The following is a 21,115-nucleotide window of genomic DNA, read 5'->3' as shown; positions in this document are numbered from 1 at the left end:
GTGCGGCTCGGCGGGCCGGGACAGGATCGTCCGCGTGGATCACTTCAAGGCAGAGGTCGCCGTGTACGGCGCCTACGGGCACACGGGGAAGTTCGTCGTCGCGGAGCTGGCCGAGCGCGGGTACACCCCGCGGCACGTGGGCCGCGACGCCGCCAAGCTGCCGGCCGGCGGGTGGCGGGCGGCGGTGGACGACCCGGCCGCGCTCGACCGCGCGCTGGACGGCTCGGCGGCCGTCATCAACACCGCCGGGCCGTTCGCCACGACCGCCGCGCCGCTGGTCGAGGCCGCGTTGCGGGCGGGCATCCCGTACGTCGACGTCGCCGCCGAGATCGAGGCCAACCGCGACACGTTCAGCCACTTCAAGGACCGCGCGGGGAACACCTCGGTCGTGCCGGCGATGGCGTTCTTCGGCGGGCTCGGGGACCTGCTCGTCACCACCGCGATGGGCGACCGGACCACGGCCGGCGAGGTGCACGTGGCGTACGGCCTGAGCGGCTGGCACCCGACCGCCGGGACCCGGGTCGCGGGCGCCGTGTCGGGGGAGCGGCGGGGCGGGCGCAGGGTCCGCTACAGCGGCGGGCGCCTCCAGTACCACACCGACACCCTGCCGGTCCTGGAGTGGCCGTTCCCGGCGCCGCTCGGTCCGCGCGACGTCATCGGGGAGTTCACGATGGCCGACGTCGTCACCGTCCCCAGCCACCTGACGGTCCCGGAGGTGCGCACGTACATGACCGCCACGGCCGCCGCCGACCTGGCCGCGCCGGAGACCCCGGCCCCGGCCGCCGTCGACGCGCGGGGCCGCTCCGCGCAGACGTTCATGGTCGACGTCGTGGTCCGCTCCGGCACCGAGGAGCGCCGCATCACCGCGACCGGCCAGGACATCTACGCGATCAGCGCGCCCCTGGCGGTCGAGGCCGTCGACCGGATCCTCACCGGCCGCGTCAGGACCACCGGTGTCGCCTCGGCCGGCGCCGCCTTCGACGCCCCGGACTTCCTGCGCGCGCTGTCGCCGCACCTGTCCGTGCACACGCCGGACGGCGGCGCGTTCACCGCCCGTTAACCGTAGGACCGGCGGCCGGCGGGCATGAGACAGCAGAGACACGAGTGAGAGGACGATGCCGTCATGACCGGTCCCGACGGGGTCGCTCACCTGGGCGACATCGACACGGCACTGCGGCGCGAGGCCGACATCCTGTCCGAGCGGTTCCCCGGCGCCCCGCGGGCCGAGGTCGACGCGATGGTCCGCGAGGTCTACGCCGAGCTGCTGCGCGACGCCGAGGTGGAGACGCACGTGCTGTCGCTGACCCGGCCGCGGGTGATCGAGCAGTTGCGCGAGCGCGGGTACGAGCTGCACGAGCCCGAGGTCGAGGCCGGCTAGCGAGCCCGGCACGCACCTCTCATGGCGCGGCGGCGAGGCAGAACGGGTGGCCGGCCGGGTCGAGCATGACCGGCCGCGGCGGGCTCGGCGAGTACCTGCGCGGGGCGTCGCTCACCACCGCGCACGTCGGCACGTGCGTGGAGGACATCGACCAGCTTGAGCGGTCGCACATCACCTGCACGGCCCGGTGGCTGGAGGGCGCGGGTGACGTGATCGGCATTGCCCCGGAAGGTGTGACGGCCGTCGACGCCGGCGTGAGCGGCTCCCACTACGAGGTCCGCCTGCCGGGCGGCGAGGACCTGCGGGTGTTCGCCCGCGGCGCCGAGGCCAGGGCCGCCGACAGCAAGTCGATGCTGGTCGGCGGCGGTGTCCTGCTGGTGACGGTCGCCCTGCTGGCGTGGGAGCTCACGGTCGTCGTGCGCCGCAGGCGCAGCTGACGGCGAGCGGGTCACGGGCCGGGCGTCGGCCAGGCGCCGCGGTGACCGCGCCGTGCGGCCGGCACCTCCGCCGCGGTGGTTGACCCAGTCGCCGACAATGCAGGGCATGGTTGCGTTCGATGTCGTCCTGCGCGGGTACGACCGGCGTGCCGTCGACGCCCTGATGCGGGCGGTCGAGGCGGCCGCGGGCGACCGGGACCGGATCGCCGCCGCGGTGCGCGCGGCCGGCCGGCTGCCGGTGGTGCTCCGCGGCTACTCGCCGGTCCAGGTCGACGCCTGGCTGGCAGCCTCCCGCACCGCCGAGCCGGAGCCCGGCGCCGGCCCCGCCCCGGTCTGGGCGGCGGCCGTCGAGCTGCCGGTCGTGCTGCGCGGGTACCGCCCCGCGGAGACCGACGCGCTGCTCACCCTCGTCGCCGGTGCGATCGCGAGCGGCGACGCCGCCCGGCGGGCCGACGCGCTGCGGGCGATCGGCGACGCGCACCTGCCGGTCGCGTTCCGCGGCTTCGACCGGGCCGCGGTCGACGCCTGGCTCGCCCGGGCCGCCCACCAGCTGCGCGGACGGTAGGGCTGTCCCTACCGGGCCGCCGCCCGCCCGCCCCACCCCGGGTCCGCCGGTCCGCCGGATCGATCCGGGGTGGGCGCCTCAATAGCGTTCCAAGCATGGAATCCAGGGACAACGTGAAGGGCATCGCGGCGCGGGTCGCGGTGTGGAGCGCCCGCCATCGCGCGCTCGCCATCATCGGATGGCTCGTCTTCGTCGTCGGGGTCACCGTGCTCAGCGGGCAGGCCGGGATGGTCGAGGCGGGCAGCGGCGACTTCGGCAACGGCGAGTCGGGCCGCGCCGACCGGATCGTCGCCCAGGCAGGCTTCCCCGAGCAGGGCGCCGGCGAGATGGTGATCGTCACCAGCAAGTCCACAGTGGACGACCCGGACCTCGAGGCCGCCGTCGCGGAGGTCACCGCCGCCGTGAACGGCACCGGCGCCACCGAGCCCGTCGCGGCGCCGGTCACCTCCGAGGACGGCAGGTCGGTGCTGCTCACGTTCACCGTGCGCGGCGACCCGGAGACCGCCAAGGACCGCATCCAGCCGGTCCTCGACGCCGTCGCCGGCGTGCAGCGCGCGCACCCACAGCTGTACATCGCCGAGGCCGGCGACGCCAGCGGCGACAAGCTCATCGGCGACGAGCTCGACGAGGGCCTGAACCGGCTGTCGATGCTGTCGATCCCGGTCACCCTCGGCATCCTGCTCGTCGCGTTCGGCGCGATCGTCGCGGCGCTGCTGCCCGTCGGGCTGGCCGTCACCGCGGTCGTCGGGGCGGTCGGGCTCCTCGCGTTCGCCAGCCACCTCGCGCCGGCCGTCGACACCACGATGCACGTCATGCTGCTGGTCGGGCTCGCCGTCGGCGTCGACTACTGCCTGTTCTACATCCGCCGGGAGCGCGACGAGCGGCGCAACGGCGTCGACCCGCACCGGGCCCTGGTCATCGCCGCGCAGACGTCCGGCCGGTCGATCTGGGTCTCGGGGCTGACCGTCATCGTCGCCATGGCCGGCATGTTCCTGACCCGCGACACGACGTTCGTCAGCTTCGCCGTCGGCACCATCCTCGTCGTCGCCACGGCCGTCCTCGGCTCGCTGACCGTCCTGCCGGCGCTGCTGTCCGCGCTCGGCGACCGGGTCGACCTCGGGAAGATCCCCGGCCTGTACCGCCGGCGCGGCGGCGGAGGCCGCGTCTGGGGTGCGGTGCTGCGGCTGGTGCTGAAGCGCCCGCTGGTCTCCACCGTCGTCGCCGTCGCCGCGCTCGGCGTGCTCGCCGCGCCCGCGCTGGACCTGCGCACCAAGGGTGAGGGCGTCGAGGACCTGTCCCCGAGCGCGCCGATCACCCAGGCGTTCCTGGCGATCCAGGCGGCGTTCCCCGGCGGCACCGGGCCCGCCGAGGTCGTCGTCAAGGCACCCGCCGTCACCGGCGCCGGATGGGACGCGGCGGTGGCGGAGTTCAAGCGGCAGGCGCTCGCCACGGGCAAGCTGCACGAGCCGGTCACGGTGACCGTCAACCCCGCCGGCGATGTGGCCGTCATCAGCGTCGGCCTCTCCGGTACCGGCAGCGACCGCGCCTCCGAGGAGGCCCTGGCGGCCCTGCGCGGGACGGTCATCCCCGCGACGCTCGCGAAGCAGCCGGGCGCGTGGGTCGGCGTCACGGGCGGCACCGCCGGCTCGAAGGACTTCAACGACCAGCTCGCCGGCTCCATGCCGCTGGTCTTCGGGTTCGTGCTGGGGCTGGCGTTCCTGCTGCTGCTCGTGTCGTTCCGGTCGGTCGTCGTCGCGGTCACCGGCGTGGTGCTCAACCTGCTGTCGGTCGCCGCGGCCTACGGGATGCTGGTGTTCGTCTTCCAGTACGGCCACTTCGAGTCGCTGCTGGACTTCCGGGCCGCCGACGGCATCACGAACTGGATGCCGCTGTTCCTCTTCGTCATCCTGTTCGGCCTGTCGATGGACTACCATGTCTTCGTCGTCAGCCGCATCCGCGAGGGCCACGACCGGGGGCTGCCGACCCGGCAGGCGGTCACCGAGGGCATCACCGCCACCGCCGGCGTCATCACCAGCGCCGCCGCGGTCATGGTGGCGGTGTTCGCCCTGTTCGCCACGCTGCCCCTGGTCTCCACCAAGGAGCTCGGCGTCGGGCTCGCGGCGGCGGTCCTGCTCGACGCGACGATCGTCCGCGCGGTGCTCCTGCCGGCCACGATGGCCCTGCTCGGCGAGCGCAACTGGTGGCTGCCCCGCTGGCTCGGCTGGCTGCCGGAGGTCTCCCACGACGTGCCGGCGCAGCCCAGCGACGCCCGGGAGCTGGCGGCGAGCAGCGTGTGACCGCCGGCGCGGCCATAGGATCTTCCCCATGCTCCGTGCCCTGCGGCACCCGACCCGCCTGCTGCCGACGGCGTTCCTGGCCGCGCTCGCCGTCGGCACCGGCCTGCTCATGCTCCCCGCGGCCCGCGCCGCCGGGGAGCCCGCGCCGTTTCTGGTGGCGCTGTTCACCGCCGCGTCGTCGGTGTTCATCACCGGCATGAGCACCGTCGACCCGGCGACCTACTGGTCACCGGCCGGCCAGGGCATCATCCTCGGCCTCATCCAGGTCGGCGGCTTCGGCATCATGACCTTCGCGACCGTCCTCGGGCTGATGGTCTCGCGCCGGCTCGCGCTGCGCACCCGGCTCGTCGCCCAGGCCGAGACCCGCTCGCTCAACCTCGGCGAGGTGCGGGCGCTGCTGCTGCGGGTCCTGGCCATGATGGTCGGCTTCGAGCTGGTGGTCGCCGCCGTGCTGACCGTCCGCTTCCGCACCACCTACGACGACTCGTTCGGCACCGCGCTCTGGCACGGCGTCTTCCACGCGGTCAGCGCCTTCAACAACGCCGGGACCACCCTGTACTCCGACAGCTTCATGGGCTTCGTCGGCGACCCGTGGATCTGCGGCACCGTCGCCGTCGCCGTCATCCTCGGCGGCCTCGGATTCCCCGTGATGCTGGAGCTCTACCGGGAGTGGCGCAAGCCGCGGTACTGGTCGATCCACACCCGCCTCACCGTCTGGGGCTCGGCGATCCTGCTGCTCGTCGGCGCCGGCGCGGTCACCGCCTTCGAGTGGTCCAACCCCGCGACCCTCGGCCCGCTCAACTGGTGGCAGACCCTCGTCGGCGGCATGTTCTCCGGTGTCAGCCCCCGCACCGCCGGGTTCAACAGCATCGACTACGCGGCGGCCCGCCCGGAGACCCTTGCCCTCACCAACGTCCTCATGTTCATCGGCGGCGGCAGCGCCGGCACGTCCGGCGGCATCAAGGTCACCACGTTCTTCCTGCTCGCGTTCGTCATCTGGGCCGAGGTGCGGGGCGAGGACGACGTCAACGTCGGCGCCCGCCGCGTCCCGGCGCAGACGGTCCGGCAGGCGGTCACGGTCGCGCTGCTCGGCGTCGGCATCGTCGCGCTGGGGACGCTGGTCCTGCTGCTGATCACCGCGCTGCCGTTCGACCGGGTGCTGTTCGAGGCGACCGCCGCGTTCTCGACCGCTGGGCTGTCCACCGGCATCACCGCGTCCCTGCCGCCGGCCGGCCAGCTGACGCTCGTCGCGCTGATGTTCATCGGCAGGGTCGGTACGATCACGGTGGCCTCCGCGATCGCGCTGCGGCACCGGAAGCTGCGCTACCGCCTGCCCGAGGAGCGGCCGATCATCGGGTGACGTTTTTCCGGGGAGGCTCCATGGGCAAGAGCGACGTGTCGGGCGGCGTGGTGGTCATCGGCCTCGGCCGCTTCGGCGGGCAGGTCGCCGAGTCGCTCACCGAGCTCGGCCACGAGGTCCTCGGCATCGACGAGAACGCCGAGATCGTGCAGAAGCTGGCCAACGTCCTCACCCACGTCGTGCAGGCCGACTCCACCGACGAGGAGGCCCTGCGCCAGATCGGCGTCCCCGAGTTCAACCGCGCCGTCGTCGGGATCGGCACCGACATCGAGGCGAGCGTCCTGACCGTCCTGGCCCTCACCGAGCTCGGCATCGAGGAGATCTGGGCCAAGGCCATCTCCGCCAAGCACGGCCGCATCCTGGAGCGCGTCGGCGCCCGGCACGTCGTCTTCCCCGAGGCCGACATGGGCGTGCGCGTCGCGCACCTCGTCACCGGCAAGCTGCTGGACTTCATCGAGTTCGACGACGGCTACGCCATCGCCAAGGTCTGCCCGCCCGACGACATGATCGGCCAGACCCTGACCCAGCTCGCCCTGCGCACCCGGCACGGCATCACCGTCGTCGCCGTCAAGCGCGCCGGCGAGGAGGCGGAGACCGCCCTGCCCGACACCGTCATCCAGCGCGGCGACACCCTGATCGTCTCCGGCCCGACGGAGAAGGTCGAGCAGCTGGGCGCCCGCCCCAGCTGAGGGGCTGCGGGACCGGTCCGGGTGCGACATGATCGGTCGCGGGCGGACGGCGGGGGGAGGCGCGGGTGCAACGCTATGTCGACGGCGACGGCATGCGCATGTGGCACGACGAGCGTGGCTCGGGCGAGCCGGTGGTGCTGCTGCACGGCGCCATCGTCGACTCGCGCTGCTTCGCCGGCAACCTGGACGCGCTGGCGGGATCGTTCCGGCTCTACCTTCCGGAGCGGCGCGGCCACGGGCACACCGCGGACCCGGGCGGCCCGCTCAGCCCGCAGGTGATGGCCGCGGACATGATCGCGTTCCTGGAGACCGTGGTGGGTGGGGCGGCCGCCCTGGTCGGGTACAGCGCGGGCGGGGTGGTGGCGCTGCTGACGGCGCTGGCCCGCCCGGACCTGGTGTCCCGGCTGGTGCTGATCAGCACCGCGTTCCACCAGGACGGCTGGGTGCTGCCGCCCGCCTCGCCGGCGGACATCCCACAGATCATCTACGACCAGCACGCCGGCGTGTCGCCGGACGGGCCCGGGCGGCTGACGTCCGTCATCGAGCGGATCGCCGAGTCGGCCGGGGCGGGAGACCTGGCGCTGACCGCGGCCGACCTGGGGGCGGCCGGCTGCCGCACGCTGGTGCTCGTCGGCGACGACGACGCCGTGTCCCTGGAGCACACGCTGGCGCTCTACCGCGGGCTGCCCGACGCCGAGCTGGCCGTGGTGCCACGCGCCTCGCACACGCTGCTGATCGAGCAGCCGCAGCTGTGCACCGGCCTGGTCGCGGCGTTCCTCGGCGGGGCACCGGCGACGACGCACATGCCGATCCGCAGGGCCTGAGTGTGTGAAGCCCGGGGCACACGAACGGCCCGGGACGCGAGGTCCCGGGCCGTTCGTCGAAGGGGTGGTCAGATGAGCCAGCGGTTGCGCTGGACGAAGGGGAGCTTGGCCCAGAGGCGGCCGAGGCCCCAGGTGTGGCCGGCGTACGCGGCGGCGAGGACGACCAGCACCACCGCGTAGACCAGGTGGTAGTCGGCGAACGGGTTGGTCGAGCCGCTCGCGGCGCCGGCCGCGGTGTGCTGCGCGATCGGGAACTCCGCCAGCCACATCATCGCCATGATGAGCGCGCCCGACGCGGCGGCGATCCGCAGGCCGATCCCGGCGATGAGGGCCAGGCCGACGCCGAGCATGCCGAGCATGAACAGCCAGTTCGCCCACCAGGTGCCGGCCATGGCGTGGAACGCCGACTGCAGCGGGCCGACGTCGACGGAGCTCAGGAAGCCCTTCGTGGGCGAGCCGCCGTTGATCCAGGCCTTCGCCGACGGGGTCGCGTAGCCGAGGCCGAACGTCTTGTCCAGGAACGCCCAGAGGAACACGAACCCGGTGCCGACCCGCAGCACCGCGAGCGCCTTCGCGGCGGTCTTGGTGAGCATGCTGCCGGGGGCTTCGACCCGCTCGAGGTGGCTGACGGGGGTGTGGTGGACGGATGCGGCGCTCATTTCGGGCCTCCAGTCGGTGTCCTCGACGACTTCAGTGTTGTCGTCGCGGCGCCGGTGCGAACGGGCCGGAAGTCCCGTGTTCGCGGGACCTCAAGCCGGGCGCGGGCCTGCCGATGGGACCATCGGGGGTGGTCTCGTGGACCCGGAGCCGTCGCTGTCCGAGGACGACGTGCGGGGCATCGTCTGGCAGGTGTGGACGGCGTACCTGAACTGCGCGCCGGAGGTGACGCCCGCCCCGGAGCCGCCGGCGGACACCGCGGACGTGACGGCCAGCATCGGCCTCGCCGGCGCGTGGAACGGCCTCGCCGTGCTGCGCTGCGGGCTGCCGGTCGCGGGGGTGATCGCCGGCGCGATGCTCGACGTCGACCCCACGAGCGCCAACGCCGACGACTGCGCCGACGCGCTCGGCGAGCTGGTCAACATCCTCGCCGGCAACGTGAAGAGCCTGCTGCCGAAGCCCAGTCACCTGTCGCTGCCGCAGGTGGTGGTCGGCCGGGCGAAGATCGTGTGGCCCGGCACGACGCCGCTGCACACGCTGCAGGTCACGCTGAACACCGAGCCGATGCTCCTGACGATCCTGCACGGCCAGCCCAAGCCCGCCTGACCCCCCGCCTGACCCCGGAGAGAGGGTGGACAGGACCTTCGCCTCTGGCGGTCGCCCGGCGTCCGGGGGAAGCGTCGTACCCGGCAGATACCGTGCGCACCCGCCGGGGGGGCATCCATGTGGGACCAGGACACGTTCGTCTCCGCGGTCGGCGACGCCGTGCGGGCGCCGTCGATCCACAACAGCCAGCCGTGGCGCTTCCGCCGCACGGAGGGCGGCATCGAGGTGCGCGTCGACCCGGCGAGGGCGCTGCCGGCCACGGACCCGGACGGCCGGGCCGCGCGCGTGTCGTGCGGCGCCGCGGCGGCCAACCTCGCCCTGTCGCTCGCGGTCGCCGAGGCGCCCGCGGACGTCGCGACCCATGCGGGCGCGGTGCACCTGACGCCGGCCGTACCGCGGCCGCCGACGCCGCTGGAGCGCCGCCTGCACTGGCAGATCTGGCGCCGGCACACCAACCGGTCGCCGTTCGCCGACACCGCCGTCGCCGCCGGCGTCACCACCCAGCTCGTGCGGCAGGTCGAGTCGGACGGCGGCTGGCTGGACCTGGTCGAGGACGGACCGGACCTGCACGCCCTGGCGGCGCTCACCCATGAGGCCGACACGGAGCTGCGCGCGGACCCCCGGTACCTGGCCGAACTGCGCGCCTGGAGCACCGGCGCCGACCAGGACGTGGAGGGTGTCGGGCCGCGGGCGGCCGGCGCCACGCCACACCCGGGGGAGCTGATGACCCGACGGGACTTCGGCGGCCCCGGCCACGAGGACACCCGCGACCCCGGCCGCGGCCCGGTCGTCGCCGTGTTCGGCGTCCACGGCGACCGGGCCGCCGACGAGCTGCGCGCCGGCATCGTGCTGCAGCGGCTGCTGCTGCTCGCCGCCGACCTCGGCCTGGCCGCCGCGCTGTTCTCCCAGCCGATCGAGGTGCCGGCCGTGCGCGAGCAGGTGCGGCTCGCCCTGCACCGGTCCCACGACCCGCAGCTCGTGCTCCGCTTCGGCTACGCACCGTCGATGTGCTTCACGAACCGCCGCCCGCCGTCCGACGTCATCGGGTAGCCCGGGGGCTTCCGCAGGCCGCGTTCAGATGGAAACATCGGTTCTCACAGCGGAACGAGGGGAGTCCCATGCACGTCGTCGTCAGCCAGGCCTGGACCCGGGACGCGGAGGGCCACGCCGACGCGTACGTCGCGCTGTCCGCGCGGTTCGCCGACTACTTCGCCGCCCATCCCGGCTTCCGGGGCCGCTGGCTGGTCCGCGACGCCGACGACCCGACGCACTTCACCCACATCCGCCTCTTCGACACGGCGGAGTCCTACGCCGAGGCGACCCGTACACCCGGCTACGTCGAGCACACCGAAGCCATGTACGAGCACCTCCGCCCGTACGACACCTATCCCCGCATGACCGGCGAGGTCGTGCTGGAGGACCGGCCGTGACCGTGTTCGTCCTGGTCCATGGCGCCTTCCGGGGCGCGTGGTCGTGGTCGCGGGTCCGCCGCCTGCTGACGGCCGCCGGTCACGAGGTGCACACGCCGTCGCTGACCGGCATGGGCGACCGCCGCCACCTCACCGCCGAGCCGCCATCCCTGGACACCTGGGCCCTCGACGTCGCCAACCTCCTGACCGAGGAGGACCTGCACGACGTCGTCCTCGCCGGCCACAGCCAGGGCGGCATCGCGATCGCCGCCGCGGCGCCCAGGTGCGCCGACCGCCTGGCCAGGCTCGTCTTCGTCGACGCGCCCGAGCCCCTGCCGGGCGAACGCGCCGCCGCCCTCCTCGGGCCCGTCCCCGACCTGCCCCGCGACCTGTGGCTGCAACCGAAGCCCCTCCAGGCCGGCGCCGGCCTCGACGAGGACACGGCCGCCTGGATGAACGCCCGCCTCTGCCCGACCCCGCTCGCCCCCTCCCTGGACCCCATGCCCGCGCACACGGCGGCGTCGGCGTCGGTGCCGCGCACGCACATCTTCTGCACCGCGACCCCACCCGGCTACCCGGCCGCCGTCACCCGCGCCCGCCTCGAAGCGGCCGGCACCCCGTACCACCTCATCGACAGCGACCACGACGCCCCGATGTCCCACCCCGCCGACCTCGCGGCGCTCCTCACGGGTCGCTGACGAGTGCCGTCCGACGGCGGGCCGCCCCGCGGCGCCGGTAACGCTGCGGCCGGGAAGTGGTCCGGAGCCGTTCACGTCGATGGCATCGGTCGATCGGCCCGCTCGCGTAGACCAAGGGCATGACTTCTGGAACCTGGAACCGCCGGCGGGTGCTGGGCACCTCGGCGGCCGTCGCGGCCGGTGCCGTTACGGCGTCCGCGCTGCCGGCCACGCCGTCCGTCGCGTTCGTGCCCGACGGCCGGCCGGTGCTGACCCACGGTGTGCAGAGCGGCGACGCGTTCGGCGCGGCGGCGAACATCTGGACCCGGGCCGACCGGGCCGGGCGGATGCTCGTGGAGCTCAGCGACCGCCCCGACTTCCGGCACGCGCGGACCCTGCGCGGCCCCGTGCTCGCCGCCGGCAGCGACTTCACCGGCAGCCTGCGGGTCCACGGCCTGGTGCCGGGGCGCCGCACCTACTACCGGGTCCGCGCCGACGCCGGGCACGGCCGGGTGAGCGAGCCGGTCAGCGGCTCGCTGCGGATCCCGGCCCGGCACGAGGGCGTGCGGTTCGTGTGGACCGGTGACATCGCCGGCCAGGGCTACGGCATCAACCCCGACGTCGGCGGCATGCGCATCTTCCGCGCGATGCGCGACGTGCGCCCCGACTTCTTCCTGTGCAGCGGCGACACCGTCTACGCCGACGGGCCGGTGCCGGAGACCGTCGCGTTGCCGGACGGGCGGGTGTGGCGCAACGTGACGACCGAGGCGAAGAGCAAGGTCGCCGAGACGCTGCAGGAGTACCGCGGCCAGTACGCGTACAACCTGCTCGACGCCAACCTGCGTGCCTTCACCGCGGAGGTGCCGCAGCTCAACCAGTGGGACGACCACGAGGTCCGCAACAACTGGTTCCCCGGCCAGATCCTCGACGACGCGCGGTACACGGAGAAGCGCGTCGACGTGCTCGCCGCCCGCGCCAGGCAGGCGTTCTACGAGTGGCAGCCGATCAGCCCCGGCCCGGTGTACCGCAAGGTGTCCTACGGCCCGCTGCTGGACCTGTTCAAGCTCGACATGCGCACCTTCAAGGACGCCAACGACGGCAACACCTACGCCGACCGGTCCCGGGGCCTGCTCGGCGCGCAGCAGCGGGCCTGGCTGACCCGGGAGCTGCTCAGCTCGCGCGCGACGTGGAAGGTCATCGCGATCGACCTGCCGCTGGGCCTGGTCGTCCCCGACGGCGCCGCGGCGCAGGAGGGCGTCGCGCAGGGCGACCCGGGCGCGCCGCTGGGGCGGGAGCTCGAGTTCGCGTCGGTGCTGCAGGCCGCGCACCGTCACGGTGTACGGGGCATCGTCTTCCTCACCGCGGACGTGCACTACACCGCCGCCCACCACTACGACCCCGCGCGGGCCGCGATCCAGGACTTCACGCCGTTCTGGGAGTTCGTGTCCGGGCCGGCGAACGCGGGTGCGTTCGGGCCGAACGCCCTCGACGCGACGTTCGGGCCGCAGGCCGCGTTCGTGCACGCCCCACCGCGCGCGAACGCCTCGCCGATGGAGGGATTCCAGCACTTCGGGCAGGTCGACATCGACCCGCACACCAGGGCGCTGACCGTCCGCCTCCGCGACCTCGACGGCGCGGTGCTGTGGACGACGACGCTGCCCGCCGCCTGAGCTGAGCGGCACCGCGGGCGGCCCGGGTTCCCGGGCCGCCCGCGCCGGTAACGCGGCAGGCCGGCGATACGCCCCTTGTCTGTACGGGTGCTTCCGCCCGCGGGAAGGGTGAGGTGGCGAGGGAATGTTCGGCCCGTGGCTCAGCACGGCCGGTCCGCGCCGGCGGCGCGAGCGGTCCGCGCCCGCCGGACGTAACGAGACCTCCGGCGCCGGCTCCTGCGGAGGCGCCGACCCCGACGGCCCCGGCCGCGCCACGGACGGTGCCGGCCGCCCTCTGGACGGCGCCAGCGGCGGGCGGGACGACGCGGCTCACCAGCGGGTGCGGAACCTGGCCGCGGCCGCCCGCGTGGCGACCGGCCCAGAGGCGCGGGCGCGGGCCGGGACCGAGCTGCGGCACGCGCTGCGGGGCCTGTGCGACCTGGTGCTCGCCGACGGCATGGCCGGACCCGACCTCGGGGCGTCGGTGCGCGGGCTCGCCGCGGCCATGCCGTTCCCCGTCGTCGTGACCGTGGACGTCGGGCCGGCGGCGAACGCGGTGGCCTCGACGGCGTACGCGGTGATCTGCGAGGCCCTCGCCAACGTCGCCGGGCATGCGCACGCCCGGCGGGCGGTCGTCACGGTCCAGCGGCACGTCCGGACGGTGCAGGTGGCGGTGGCGGACGACGGCGTCGGCGGCGCGCAACCGGTCATCGGCGGCGGGATCGTCATGGTCGCCGCCCGGGTCGCGGCGCTCGGCGGCCTGCTGCACCTCGACAGCCCCGCCGGCAGCGGCACGCACCTGACGGTGGAGCTCCCGGCCGGCTGATCCGCTCCCGCTGACCGGAGCCGAGGGCGGGAGAAGCTGCCGGCGCGACGGGCGCTGTTCGCGGCGCGTTCAACGGGCCGACGTCGCCGTCGGGAAGGCTGCGAACTTCGACATCCGTCCATGTCTGGAGCGTCCTTCGTGCGTGTTCGCCAGTCCCTCACAGCTGTCATCGTCGCCGCGCTGACCGTCCCGCTGCTGCCCGCCCCCGCGGCGCACGCGGCGGCGACCGGCGTGCGGATCAACGAGGTCGAGTCCAGCGGCGGCAGCCCGGGCGACTGGGTCGAGCTGACCAACACCGGCACCACCGCGGTCAGCCTCGCCGGATGGGTCGTCAAGGACAACGACGACGCCCACCAGTACGTCATCGGCGGCGGCGTGAGCCTGGCGCCCGGCGCGTACCTCGCCGTCGACGTCGAGAGCGCGTTCGGCCTCGGCAGCGCCGACAGCGTCCGCCTGTACGAGCCCGGCGGCACCCTCGCCGACTCCTACACCTGGTCGAGCCACGCGAGCAGCACGTACGGCCGCTGCCCGAACGGCACGGGCAGCTTCGTCACCACGAGCGCCGCCACGAAGGGCACCGCGAACGCGTGCCCGCCGCCGCCCCCGGCCGCCTGGCCCGGCGGGTCGGCGGTCGCCGACGCCGACGCGAGCAACGCCTTCGGGGAGAACCTCAGCGGCCTGTCGTACGAGTCCGCATCCGTCGTCTGGGCGGTCCGCAACGGCGCCGGCACGCTCTACCGGCTGACGCCGAACGGCACGACGTGGCAGAAGGCCGCCACGTACACGCTGCGCTACGCCAACGGCAGCGGCGACCCGGACGCCGAGGGTGTCGTCGTCACCCCCGACGGGATCATGGTGGTGACCGAGCGGGACAACGCCAAGAGCGGCACCAGCCTGCAGAAGATCCTGCGGTACAACCCGTCCGGCAGCACGGTGAACGCGTCCGCCGAATGGAACCTCACCGCCGACCTGCCGGGCACCGCCGCGAACAGCGGCCTGGAGGCCATCGCGTGGGTGCCGGACACCGCCCTCGTGGCGGCGGGCTTCCGCGACGAGCGCACCGGTGGCGCCTACACGCCGTCGTCGTACGCCGGCCACGGCACCGGCCTGTACCTCGTCGGCGCCGAGGCCACCGGCACCGTCTACGCGTATGCGCTGAACCTCGCGGGCACCGGCTACACCCGGGTCGCCGCGTTCCCGACCGGCCTCGCCGCCGTCATGGACCTCGAGTACGAGCCGTCGACCGGCCGCCTGTGGGCAGCCTGCGACGACACCTGCTCCGGCCGCTCCACCACCCTGACCATCAACGCGCAGGGCACCTTCACCCCGACCGCCACCTACAACCGCCCCTCGGGCATGTCGAACTACAACAACGAGGGCCTCGCCTTCAGCCCCGCGTGCTCGGGCGGCACGAAGCAGGTCCTGTGGGCCGACGACAGCAACGACGGCGGCCACGCCCTGCGCAGCGGCACCCTGTCCTGCTGATCGTCCTGCTGATCGCCGCCGGTGCGGGCCGGCCATGGTGCATGCTGGCCCCTCGGGTGGCGTCCGGGACGAAGGAGGATGCATGGGCAAGGTCGTGGCATCGGCGTCGATGTCGCTGGACGGGTACATCGCGAAGGACGACAACACGATCGGGCGTCTCTTCGACTGGTTCCAGAACGGGGACGTGGAGCTGCCCACCGTGGCCGGGCACTTCACGTTCCACGTGAGCCGGCCGAGCGCCGACTACTGGACGCGGTGGGTCTCGCAGATCGGTGCGCTGGTCTGCGGGCGGACGCTCTTCGACTTCACCGACGGGTGGGGCGGGCAGCACACGATGGGCATGCCGGTCGTGGTGGTCACCCATCAGGTGCCCGCCGAATGGGTGGCGGCGCATCCGGGTGCCCCGTTCCACTTCGTCACCGACGGCGTCGCGGCGGCGGTCGCGAAGGCCCAGGAGATCGCCGGCGACCGGATCGTGTCGGTCACCGCCGGCACGATCGCCGGGCAGTGCCTGGAGCTCGGCCTGCTCGACGAGGTCGCGGTCGACCTGGTGCCCGTGGTGATGGGCAAGGGCCGGCCGTTCTTCGGCGACCTCGCCGCCGGGGACGCCCTGCTCGGCGACCCGACCGTCTGCATCCAGGGCGACCGGGTCACCCACCTGGTGTTCCCGGTCGACCGCGCCGCCTGACGCGGCACCCATCGGACCGGCCGCGTCGCGGCGCGATCGCGCTGCGACCGGTCCGGCGGCGGGCCCGGCGGCCTCCTTGCAAGGGCCAGGCCGGTCCGGTGGCGGGTCCGGCGGCCTCCTTGCAAGGGCCAGGCCGGTCCGGTGGCGGGTCTGGCGGGCGTCCGGCGAGGGCCGGTCCGGTCCGGTGGCGGCGTGGTCAGCGACGCGGGTCGACGGCCTGGCGCAGCGCGGGTGAGTGGCCGGCCGCCGCGAAGGCGCGGTCGAGGTCGGCCAGGCCGAAGCGTTCGCCGACCAGCTCGGCGAACGGGAAGCGGCCGGCGTGCCCGGTGAGGAACGCGACGGCCCGGCGCAGGTGGCCGGGGCGGTAGTTGTGCACGCCGGTCACGGTCAGCAGGTTGCGCACGAAGCGCTCCGGCGCGATCGTGACCGGCGGGCCGGGGGAGACCGAGCCGGCGAGGACCGCGTGGCCGCCGACGTCCAGGGCGGCCAGGCAGCCCTCGACCGCGGTGGCCGAGCCGGACAGCTCCAGGGCGACATCGAAGCCGGTCAGCGGCTCGCCGGGGGCGGCCACGCGGTCGGCCCCGAAGCGGGTGGCGAGCCGGCGCCGGGCCGGATCCGGGTCGCTGACCGTGACCTCGGCGCCCGCCGTGGCGCACATCGCGGCGGCCGTGACGCCCAGCAGGCCGGCGCCGGTGACGAGCACGCGGCGGCCCGGCAGCGGCGGCGCGGCGTCCAGCATCGCGGCGACCGTCGCGGTCGCGCAGGACGCCGGTGCGGCCACGACGTCGGGCAGGTCCTCGGGGACCGGCACGATCGTGGTCCCGGCCGGCAGGACCGCGTGGGTGGCGAAGCCGCCGCTGAGGGTCCAGCCGCCGTCGACGGGCTCGTGGCCGAACTTGCGCAGCCGCACGCACTTGTGCTCCAGGCCGCGCGTACAGCGGGGGCACGCGCCGCAGGAGACGGTCACCGACCAGACCACCCGGTCGCCCGGGCGGACCGGGGCGCCGGGGGCCGCGGCGACGACCCGGCCGACCTGCTCGTGACCGAGGACGGTCGGCGTCGGGGCGGGGCGGTGGCCGGCGACGGTGTGCAGGTCGCTGCCGCAGATCGTCGCCAGCTCGACCTCGACCAGCACCTCGCCGGCGTCCAGCCGCGCCGGCAGCGCGGTGCTGACGACGCGGAAGGGCGATCCGGCGCCGTCCCAGCGGGCGAACCGCACCGTGCCGCCGCCCACGTCGCCGCCCACGTCAGCGCCGGCCGTCGGTGACGGCGTCGATGAGTGCGGGGAGCTCGACGACGCTGCCGAGCACGTGCTGCGCGCCCGCGGCCCGCAGCGCCGGCTCGGCGCGGCCGCCGGTGAGGACGCCGACGACCAGGCCGGCCCCGGCGGCGACGCCGGAGGCGGCGTCCGACTCGGTGTCGCCGACCACGACGAGGGCGTCGACGGACCCGGCGCCGGTCCGCAGCAGCGCGGTCAGGTTGAGGTCCGGGGCCGGGCGGCCGCGGCCCGCGTCGGCGGGGGTGAGCACGGCGTCGGCCAGGTCCCGCCAGCCGAGGGTGCCGACGACGGCGTCCGCCGTGGCGCGGCCGAAGCCGGTGGTGAAGACCACGGCCAGGCCGCGCTCGCGCAGCTCGCGGACGGCCTTCTCGGCGCCGGGGATGGGCGTGCACCGGCCCTCTTCGACCAGCTCGCCGTAGGCCTGCTCGAAGGCCTGGTTGAGGCGCTGCGCCGTGGCCTCGTCGGCGAGGGCGCGGAAGACCTCGATCTTGGACTGCCCCATCGTCGCCCGCACGTGCTCGACGGCGGCCGCGCGGCCCGGGTCGCCGGGCAGCACCCGGTCGAAGGCCCGCTCGAAGCCCAGCTCGACCAGGCCGTCGTCCACGACGGTCGTCCCGGCGAGGTCCAGCACCACGGTCTCGAATCGCATGTTCTCGTTTCCCATCTATGAGGTGGTTCCGAACAGGTCGGCGACGGTCGCGTCGCCCAGGCCGAGGCCGGTGGTCATGCCGATGCCGGTGGTGACCGACACGACCCGCAGCCCGTCCGCGGGCGCGGCGACGAGGAACTCTTCCGGCGCCGACGCGTAGACGCCCTGCCACCGTTCGCGGACCGGCAGGCCGGGCAGGCCGAACAGGTCGCGGGTGACGCCGGCGAGCGCGGCGAAGGACGACTCGGCCTGGAACGGCGCGACCGCGGCGTCCCGGTAGTGGGTATCGCCGACGATGAGGGTGCCGTCGGGGCGCTGCGTGTACATCTGGTTGAGGTCCAGCGCGTACAGGTCGGGGTGCTCGGCCGAGAGCCGCTCGCGCAGGGCCGCGGCGGCCGGGGTCGCGTTGGTGGCCGAGTACCGCAGCAGCGACCATCCTGTGAGGACCGGGGCGCTCAGCGGCGACGGCAGGGCCCCGGCGTCGACCAGGAGCATGTCCAGGCCGCAGCGTACGACGCCGGCGGCCTCCGCGACGTGCGGGAACAGCTGGTCGACGTCGTGCCCGACGGCGACGACGACCGCGCCGGCGCGGATCGGGCCGCGGGACGTGTGCAGCACGCCGCCGTCGACGCCGAGGGCCGAGGTGCGCCAGCGGAACTCGACGCCGGCCCCGGCCAGGTGCCGGGCCAGCGCCGGGGCGGCCTGCCGCGGGTCGACCTGCAGGTCCCGGGGCAGCCAGGCCCCGCCGACCGCGCCCGTCACCGGCACCCAGTCGGTGACCTCGTCCGGGCGCAGCAGGGTCATGGCCGGTTCGTCCTCGCGCCACTGCTCGAGGACGGCCAGCTCGTCGGCGGCCCGGGCGACGATCACGGTGCCGGACTCGCGGGCCCAGAAGCCGGCCCGTTGCGCGTAGCGCAGCCAGAGCTCGCGGGCCCGCTCGGCGTATTCGCGCGCCTGCCCGCTCTGCGCGGTGATGCAGACGTGCCCGAAGTTGCGCACGCTGGCGCCGTGGATCGCGGTGGACCGTTCGACGACGACGACCCGCAGCCCGCGCGCGTGCGCCGCGGCGGCGTGGCCGAGCCCGACGATCCCGGCGCCGACGACGGCGAGGTCGAAGGCGGGGGCGGCGCTCACCGCAGCGCCCGGCGGATGACGGCGGAGACGGCCTCGACCACCAGCACGACGACCACGAGGACGATGACGAACGCGGTGACCTGGTCGTAGCGGGACACCCGGGTGGCGTCGACGAGGTAGTAGCCGATGCCGCCGGCCGCGACGATGCCGAGCACGGTCGCCGAGCGGATGTTGGAGTCGAGCAGGTAGAGCGTGTGGCCGACGAACGCGGGCACGCTCAGCCGCGCGGTGGAGGAGAAGAACACCTGGGTGCGGGTCGCGCCGACGGAGCGGACGGCGACCTGCGGGCCCGGCGCCGCCTCTTCGAGGGAGTCCGCGATGAGCTTGCCGAGCAGGCCGACGCCGACGAAGCCGAGGGCGAGGGTGCCGGCCTGCGGGCCGAGCCCGGTGACGATGATCAGCACGATGGCCAGGATGAGCTCCGGGACCGAGCGGACCACCAGCAGCAGCAGCCGGGCGGCCGCCCGCGTCGGGCCGTTCGGGGCGGCGTTGCGGGCCGCGAGGGGGCCGACGAGCAGCGACAGCACGACGCTCAGCAGCGTGGCCGCCGCCGCGATCTCCAGCGTCACCAGCAGCGCGTCGAAGACGTCCGCCCAGGTGCGCGGCTCGATCGAGGGTGGCCAGGTCCGGTCGAGGAGGAACGGGATCTGCCCCCAGAAGCGGAACAGGTCCAGCCACTTCGCCTCGGACCCGATGACGGCCGCCACGATGACGGCCACCGCGGCGCCGACGGCCGCCGTGGACCTGACGCGGTCCGCGTTCCACGGGCGGCGCATCGCGGCTGCCACCGCCGCGTCCCGGTCATGGGTCGCGGGGATGGCGGCGGTGACGGGGAGGTCCGGCGCCGGCAGCCGGCGGGCCAGCCGGGAGCCGAGGCTGCGGCCGGTCGGCGCCGCGCCGAGCAGCTGGGCCCGGATCACGGTCGAGACGATCTCGAACAGCACGCACAGGCCGAAGATGACGAGGGCGAACGCCATCGCCTTGTGGTAGTTCAGCGACTCCAGGGACAGGCGCAGGTCGTAGCCGAGGCCGATGATGCCGGCGTAGCCGAGCAGGACCGACCCTCGCAGGTTGATGTCGCTGCGGTGCAGCGTCGTGGCGATCCAGGAGGGCAGCACCTGCGGGAAGATGCCGGACCAGAACTCCTGGGCCCGGGAGGCGCCGGTCGCCCGGATCGCCTGGCGCGGGCCCTCGTCGATCTGCTCGATGGCGTCGGCGAAGAGCTTCGAGATCATGCCGATCGAGTGCAGCGCGATCGCGAGGATGCCGGGCAGCGAGCCCAGCGTGAAGAGCAGCACGAACAGCATGGCCAGCACGACGTCCGGCACGGCGCGGGCCACGACGCCGATCGCCCGGCCGATCGGGACCAGCCACGGCAGCGGGCTGGTGTTGCGGGCCGAGATGTACGCGACCGGCACCGACAGCAGCGCGGAGATCGCGGTCCCGCACAGCACGACGCCGAGGGTGACGCCGATCGAGCGCAGCAGCTCCTGGACCGGCGGGAAGCGCAGCGGCAGCATCCGGTCGAGGAACGGCCCGACCTTGTCGGCGCTCTCGGTGAACGTCTCGGCCGTGAAGCCGATCTCGTTCAACGACCAGACCGCGAACCCCAGCAGCGCGACGAGCAGGCCGGCCGCGACGATCGTGGACGGGGCCGGTGCGGGGCGCTTCACAGCCCGGTCCAGGTCCAGCACCGGCATCTCGGGCAGGTCGGTGGCGCTCACTGCACCTCCGCCAGCGACGCCGTCATCCGGCCGTAGATGCGCATCGCCGTCTCGCGGGTGAGACCGGCGGCGGGCGTGTCGAGCACGACGCTGCCGCTGCGCATGCCGACGATGCGCTGCCCCCAGGCGAGCGCGAGCTCCACCTGGTGCAGGCTGCAGATCACGGTCAGCTTGTCCTCGGCGGCGATGTCGCGCAGCAGGGCCATCACCTGGTCGCTGGACTCGGGGTCCAGCGACGCGACCGGTTCGTCGGCGAGCAGGATCTCAGGCCGCTGCATCAGCGCCCGGGCGATGGCGACGCGCTGCTGCTGGCCGCCGGAGAGCGTGTCGGCCCGCTGGTAGGCCTTGTCGAGCAGGCCGACCCGGTCGAGCTGGGTCAGTGCCCGCCGGCGCTGCTCCCGTGGGTAGGACGCGACGCCGATCCGCGGGCCGCGCAGCCCGGCGAGGGCGCCGGTGAGGATGTTCTCCAGCACCGTGAGCCGGCCGACCAGGTGGAACTGCTGGAAGACCATGCCGATGCGGCCGCGCAGCCGGCGCAGGTCGCGGCCGCGCAGGCGGGTGAGGTCCTCGCCGAGGACGCGCAGGTCGCCCGCGCTCGGCGTCTCGAGGCCGTTCATGTGGCGCAGGAGGGTCGTCTTGCCCGAGCCCGAGAGCCCGAGCAGGACGACGATCTCCCCGCGGGTGACCGTCAGCGACACGTCCCGCAGCGCGGTGACCTGCCCGTAGGTCTTGCTGAGCCCGTGCACCTCGACAGCGGGCGCGTCGCTGACAGTCATCGTCCC

Annotated in this window: 22 protein-coding genes; 16 read left to right on the top strand and 6 right to left on the bottom strand. The window is 74.4% G+C overall.

The features are described 5' to 3' along the window. Positions 1-34: 34 nt before the first annotated feature. The 8 genes from ACQEVZ_RS08320 (at position 35) to ACQEVZ_RS08285 (ending at position 7,550) form a co-directional block, all read left to right on the top strand. Positions 35-1,060 carry an NAD(P)H-binding protein gene (locus ACQEVZ_RS08320; RefSeq protein WP_433363526.1) on the top strand — a complete coding sequence of 342 codons (1,026 nt, stop codon included), beginning with the start codon at positions 35-37 and terminating at the stop codon, positions 1,058-1,060. 63 nt (positions 1,061-1,123) lie between these two features. Next, on the top strand, positions 1,124-1,378 hold the full coding sequence (locus ACQEVZ_RS08315; protein ID WP_433363523.1) for a three-helix bundle dimerization domain-containing protein: 255 nt from the start codon (positions 1,124-1,126) through the stop codon (positions 1,376-1,378). Between the two features lie 65 nt (positions 1,379-1,443). Beyond that, the gene (locus ACQEVZ_RS08310) at positions 1,444-1,815 is read left to right on the top strand and encodes a hypothetical protein (protein ID WP_433363520.1); all 372 of its coding nucleotides are present in this window, start codon (positions 1,444-1,446) and stop codon (positions 1,813-1,815) included. Between the two features lie 106 nt (positions 1,816-1,921). After that, the gene (locus ACQEVZ_RS08305) at positions 1,922-2,380 is read left to right on the top strand and encodes a hypothetical protein (protein ID WP_433363517.1); all 459 of its coding nucleotides are present in this window, start codon (positions 1,922-1,924) and stop codon (positions 2,378-2,380) included. Between the two features lie 95 nt (positions 2,381-2,475). Continuing rightward, positions 2,476-4,677, top strand: coding sequence for an MMPL family transporter (locus ACQEVZ_RS08300; protein WP_433363514.1), 2,202 nt, complete (start codon positions 2,476-2,478; stop codon positions 4,675-4,677). A 28-nt stretch (positions 4,678-4,705) separates the two neighbouring features. Continuing rightward, positions 4,706-6,037, top strand: coding sequence for a TrkH family potassium uptake protein (locus ACQEVZ_RS08295; RefSeq protein ID WP_433363511.1), 1,332 nt, complete (start codon positions 4,706-4,708; stop codon positions 6,035-6,037). Positions 6,038-6,057: 20 nt separating this feature from the next. Then, complete coding sequence (locus ACQEVZ_RS08290) at positions 6,058-6,726, top strand: potassium channel family protein (protein WP_433363508.1); 669 nt, start codon at positions 6,058-6,060, stop codon at positions 6,724-6,726. Between the two features lie 65 nt (positions 6,727-6,791). After that, positions 6,792-7,550 (top strand): alpha/beta fold hydrolase, encoded by a 759-nt coding sequence (locus ACQEVZ_RS08285; RefSeq protein WP_433363505.1) that lies wholly within the window; start codon positions 6,792-6,794, stop codon positions 7,548-7,550. Positions 7,551-7,618: 68 nt separating this feature from the next. Here the strand turns inward: ACQEVZ_RS08285 and ACQEVZ_RS08280 are convergent, their stop codons facing one another. Beyond that, positions 7,619-8,209: a hypothetical protein gene (locus tag ACQEVZ_RS08280; protein WP_360568544.1), complete on the bottom strand. Its 591-nt coding sequence runs from the start codon at positions 8,207-8,209 to the stop codon at positions 7,619-7,621. A gap of 136 nt (positions 8,210-8,345) precedes the next feature. On the opposite strand from ACQEVZ_RS08280, the gene ACQEVZ_RS08275 reads away from it, so the two are divergent. The 8 genes from ACQEVZ_RS08275 to ACQEVZ_RS08240 all read left to right on the top strand — a co-directional run bounded on the left by ACQEVZ_RS08275 (position 8,346) and on the right by ACQEVZ_RS08240 (position 15,547). After that, complete coding sequence (locus ACQEVZ_RS08275; protein WP_433363501.1) at positions 8,346-8,813, top strand: chemotaxis protein CheX; 468 nt, start codon at positions 8,346-8,348, stop codon at positions 8,811-8,813. Between the two features lie 117 nt (positions 8,814-8,930). Beyond that, on the top strand, positions 8,931-9,863 hold the full coding sequence (locus ACQEVZ_RS08270; RefSeq protein ID WP_433363499.1) for an Acg family FMN-binding oxidoreductase: 933 nt from the start codon (positions 8,931-8,933) through the stop codon (positions 9,861-9,863). Positions 9,864-9,931: 68 nt separating this feature from the next. Then, a complete protein-coding gene (locus ACQEVZ_RS08265; RefSeq protein WP_354899953.1) occupies positions 9,932-10,243 on the top strand; it encodes an antibiotic biosynthesis monooxygenase family protein in 312 nt (103 codons plus the stop codon). Beyond that, a complete protein-coding gene (locus ACQEVZ_RS08260; protein WP_433363497.1) occupies positions 10,240-10,920 on the top strand; it encodes an alpha/beta hydrolase in 681 nt (226 codons plus the stop codon). The genes ACQEVZ_RS08265 and ACQEVZ_RS08260 overlap by 4 nt, the downstream gene beginning before the upstream one ends. Before the next feature lie 119 nt (positions 10,921-11,039). Beyond that, positions 11,040-12,569, top strand: a complete 1,530-nt coding sequence (locus ACQEVZ_RS08255) for an alkaline phosphatase D family protein (RefSeq protein ID WP_433363494.1) — start codon at positions 11,040-11,042, stop codon at positions 12,567-12,569. 124 nt (positions 12,570-12,693) lie between these two features. Then, entirely contained in the window at positions 12,694-13,374 is a 681-nt protein-coding gene (locus tag ACQEVZ_RS08250) for a sensor histidine kinase (RefSeq protein ID WP_433363491.1), read from the top strand. 138 nt (positions 13,375-13,512) lie between these two features. Continuing rightward, positions 13,513-14,859, top strand: a complete 1,347-nt coding sequence (locus ACQEVZ_RS08245) for a lamin tail domain-containing protein (RefSeq protein WP_433363488.1) — start codon at positions 13,513-13,515, stop codon at positions 14,857-14,859. Positions 14,860-14,941: 82 nt separating this feature from the next. Continuing rightward, a complete protein-coding gene (locus tag ACQEVZ_RS08240; RefSeq protein ID WP_433363485.1) occupies positions 14,942-15,547 on the top strand; it encodes a dihydrofolate reductase family protein in 606 nt (201 codons plus the stop codon). A 196-nt stretch (positions 15,548-15,743) separates the two neighbouring features. Here ACQEVZ_RS08240 and ACQEVZ_RS08235 read toward each other — a convergent pair whose 3' ends face one another. The 5 genes from ACQEVZ_RS08235 to phnC are packed head-to-tail and all read right to left on the bottom strand — an operon-like array spanning position 15,744 to position 21,109. Then, complete coding sequence (locus ACQEVZ_RS08235) at positions 15,744-16,793, bottom strand: zinc-binding dehydrogenase (protein WP_433363482.1); 1,050 nt, start codon at positions 16,791-16,793, stop codon at positions 15,744-15,746. Position 16,794: 1 nt separating this feature from the next. Then, positions 16,795-17,475 (bottom strand): HAD-IA family hydrolase, encoded by a 681-nt coding sequence (locus ACQEVZ_RS08230; RefSeq protein WP_433363479.1) that lies wholly within the window; start codon positions 17,473-17,475, stop codon positions 16,795-16,797. Positions 17,476-17,490: 15 nt separating this feature from the next. Continuing rightward, positions 17,491-18,609 (bottom strand): TIGR03364 family FAD-dependent oxidoreductase, encoded by a 1,119-nt coding sequence (locus ACQEVZ_RS08225; RefSeq protein ID WP_433363476.1) that lies wholly within the window; start codon positions 18,607-18,609, stop codon positions 17,491-17,493. Then, entirely contained in the window at positions 18,606-20,333 is a 1,728-nt protein-coding gene (gene phnE, locus ACQEVZ_RS08220) for a phosphonate ABC transporter, permease protein PhnE (protein WP_433363473.1), read from the bottom strand. The genes ACQEVZ_RS08225 and phnE overlap by 4 nt, the downstream gene beginning before the upstream one ends. Next, entirely contained in the window at positions 20,330-21,109 is a 780-nt protein-coding gene (gene phnC / locus ACQEVZ_RS08215; protein ID WP_433363470.1) for a phosphonate ABC transporter ATP-binding protein, read from the bottom strand. The genes phnE and phnC overlap by 4 nt, the downstream gene beginning before the upstream one ends. Positions 21,110-21,115 lie beyond the last annotated feature (6 nt).

This window comes from Dactylosporangium sp. CA-152071, assembly GCF_050936335.1.
Taxonomy (GTDB): Bacteria; Actinomycetota; Actinomycetes; order Mycobacteriales; family Micromonosporaceae; genus Dactylosporangium; species Dactylosporangium maewongense.
This window is presented reverse-complemented; position numbering and strand designations above follow the sequence as displayed.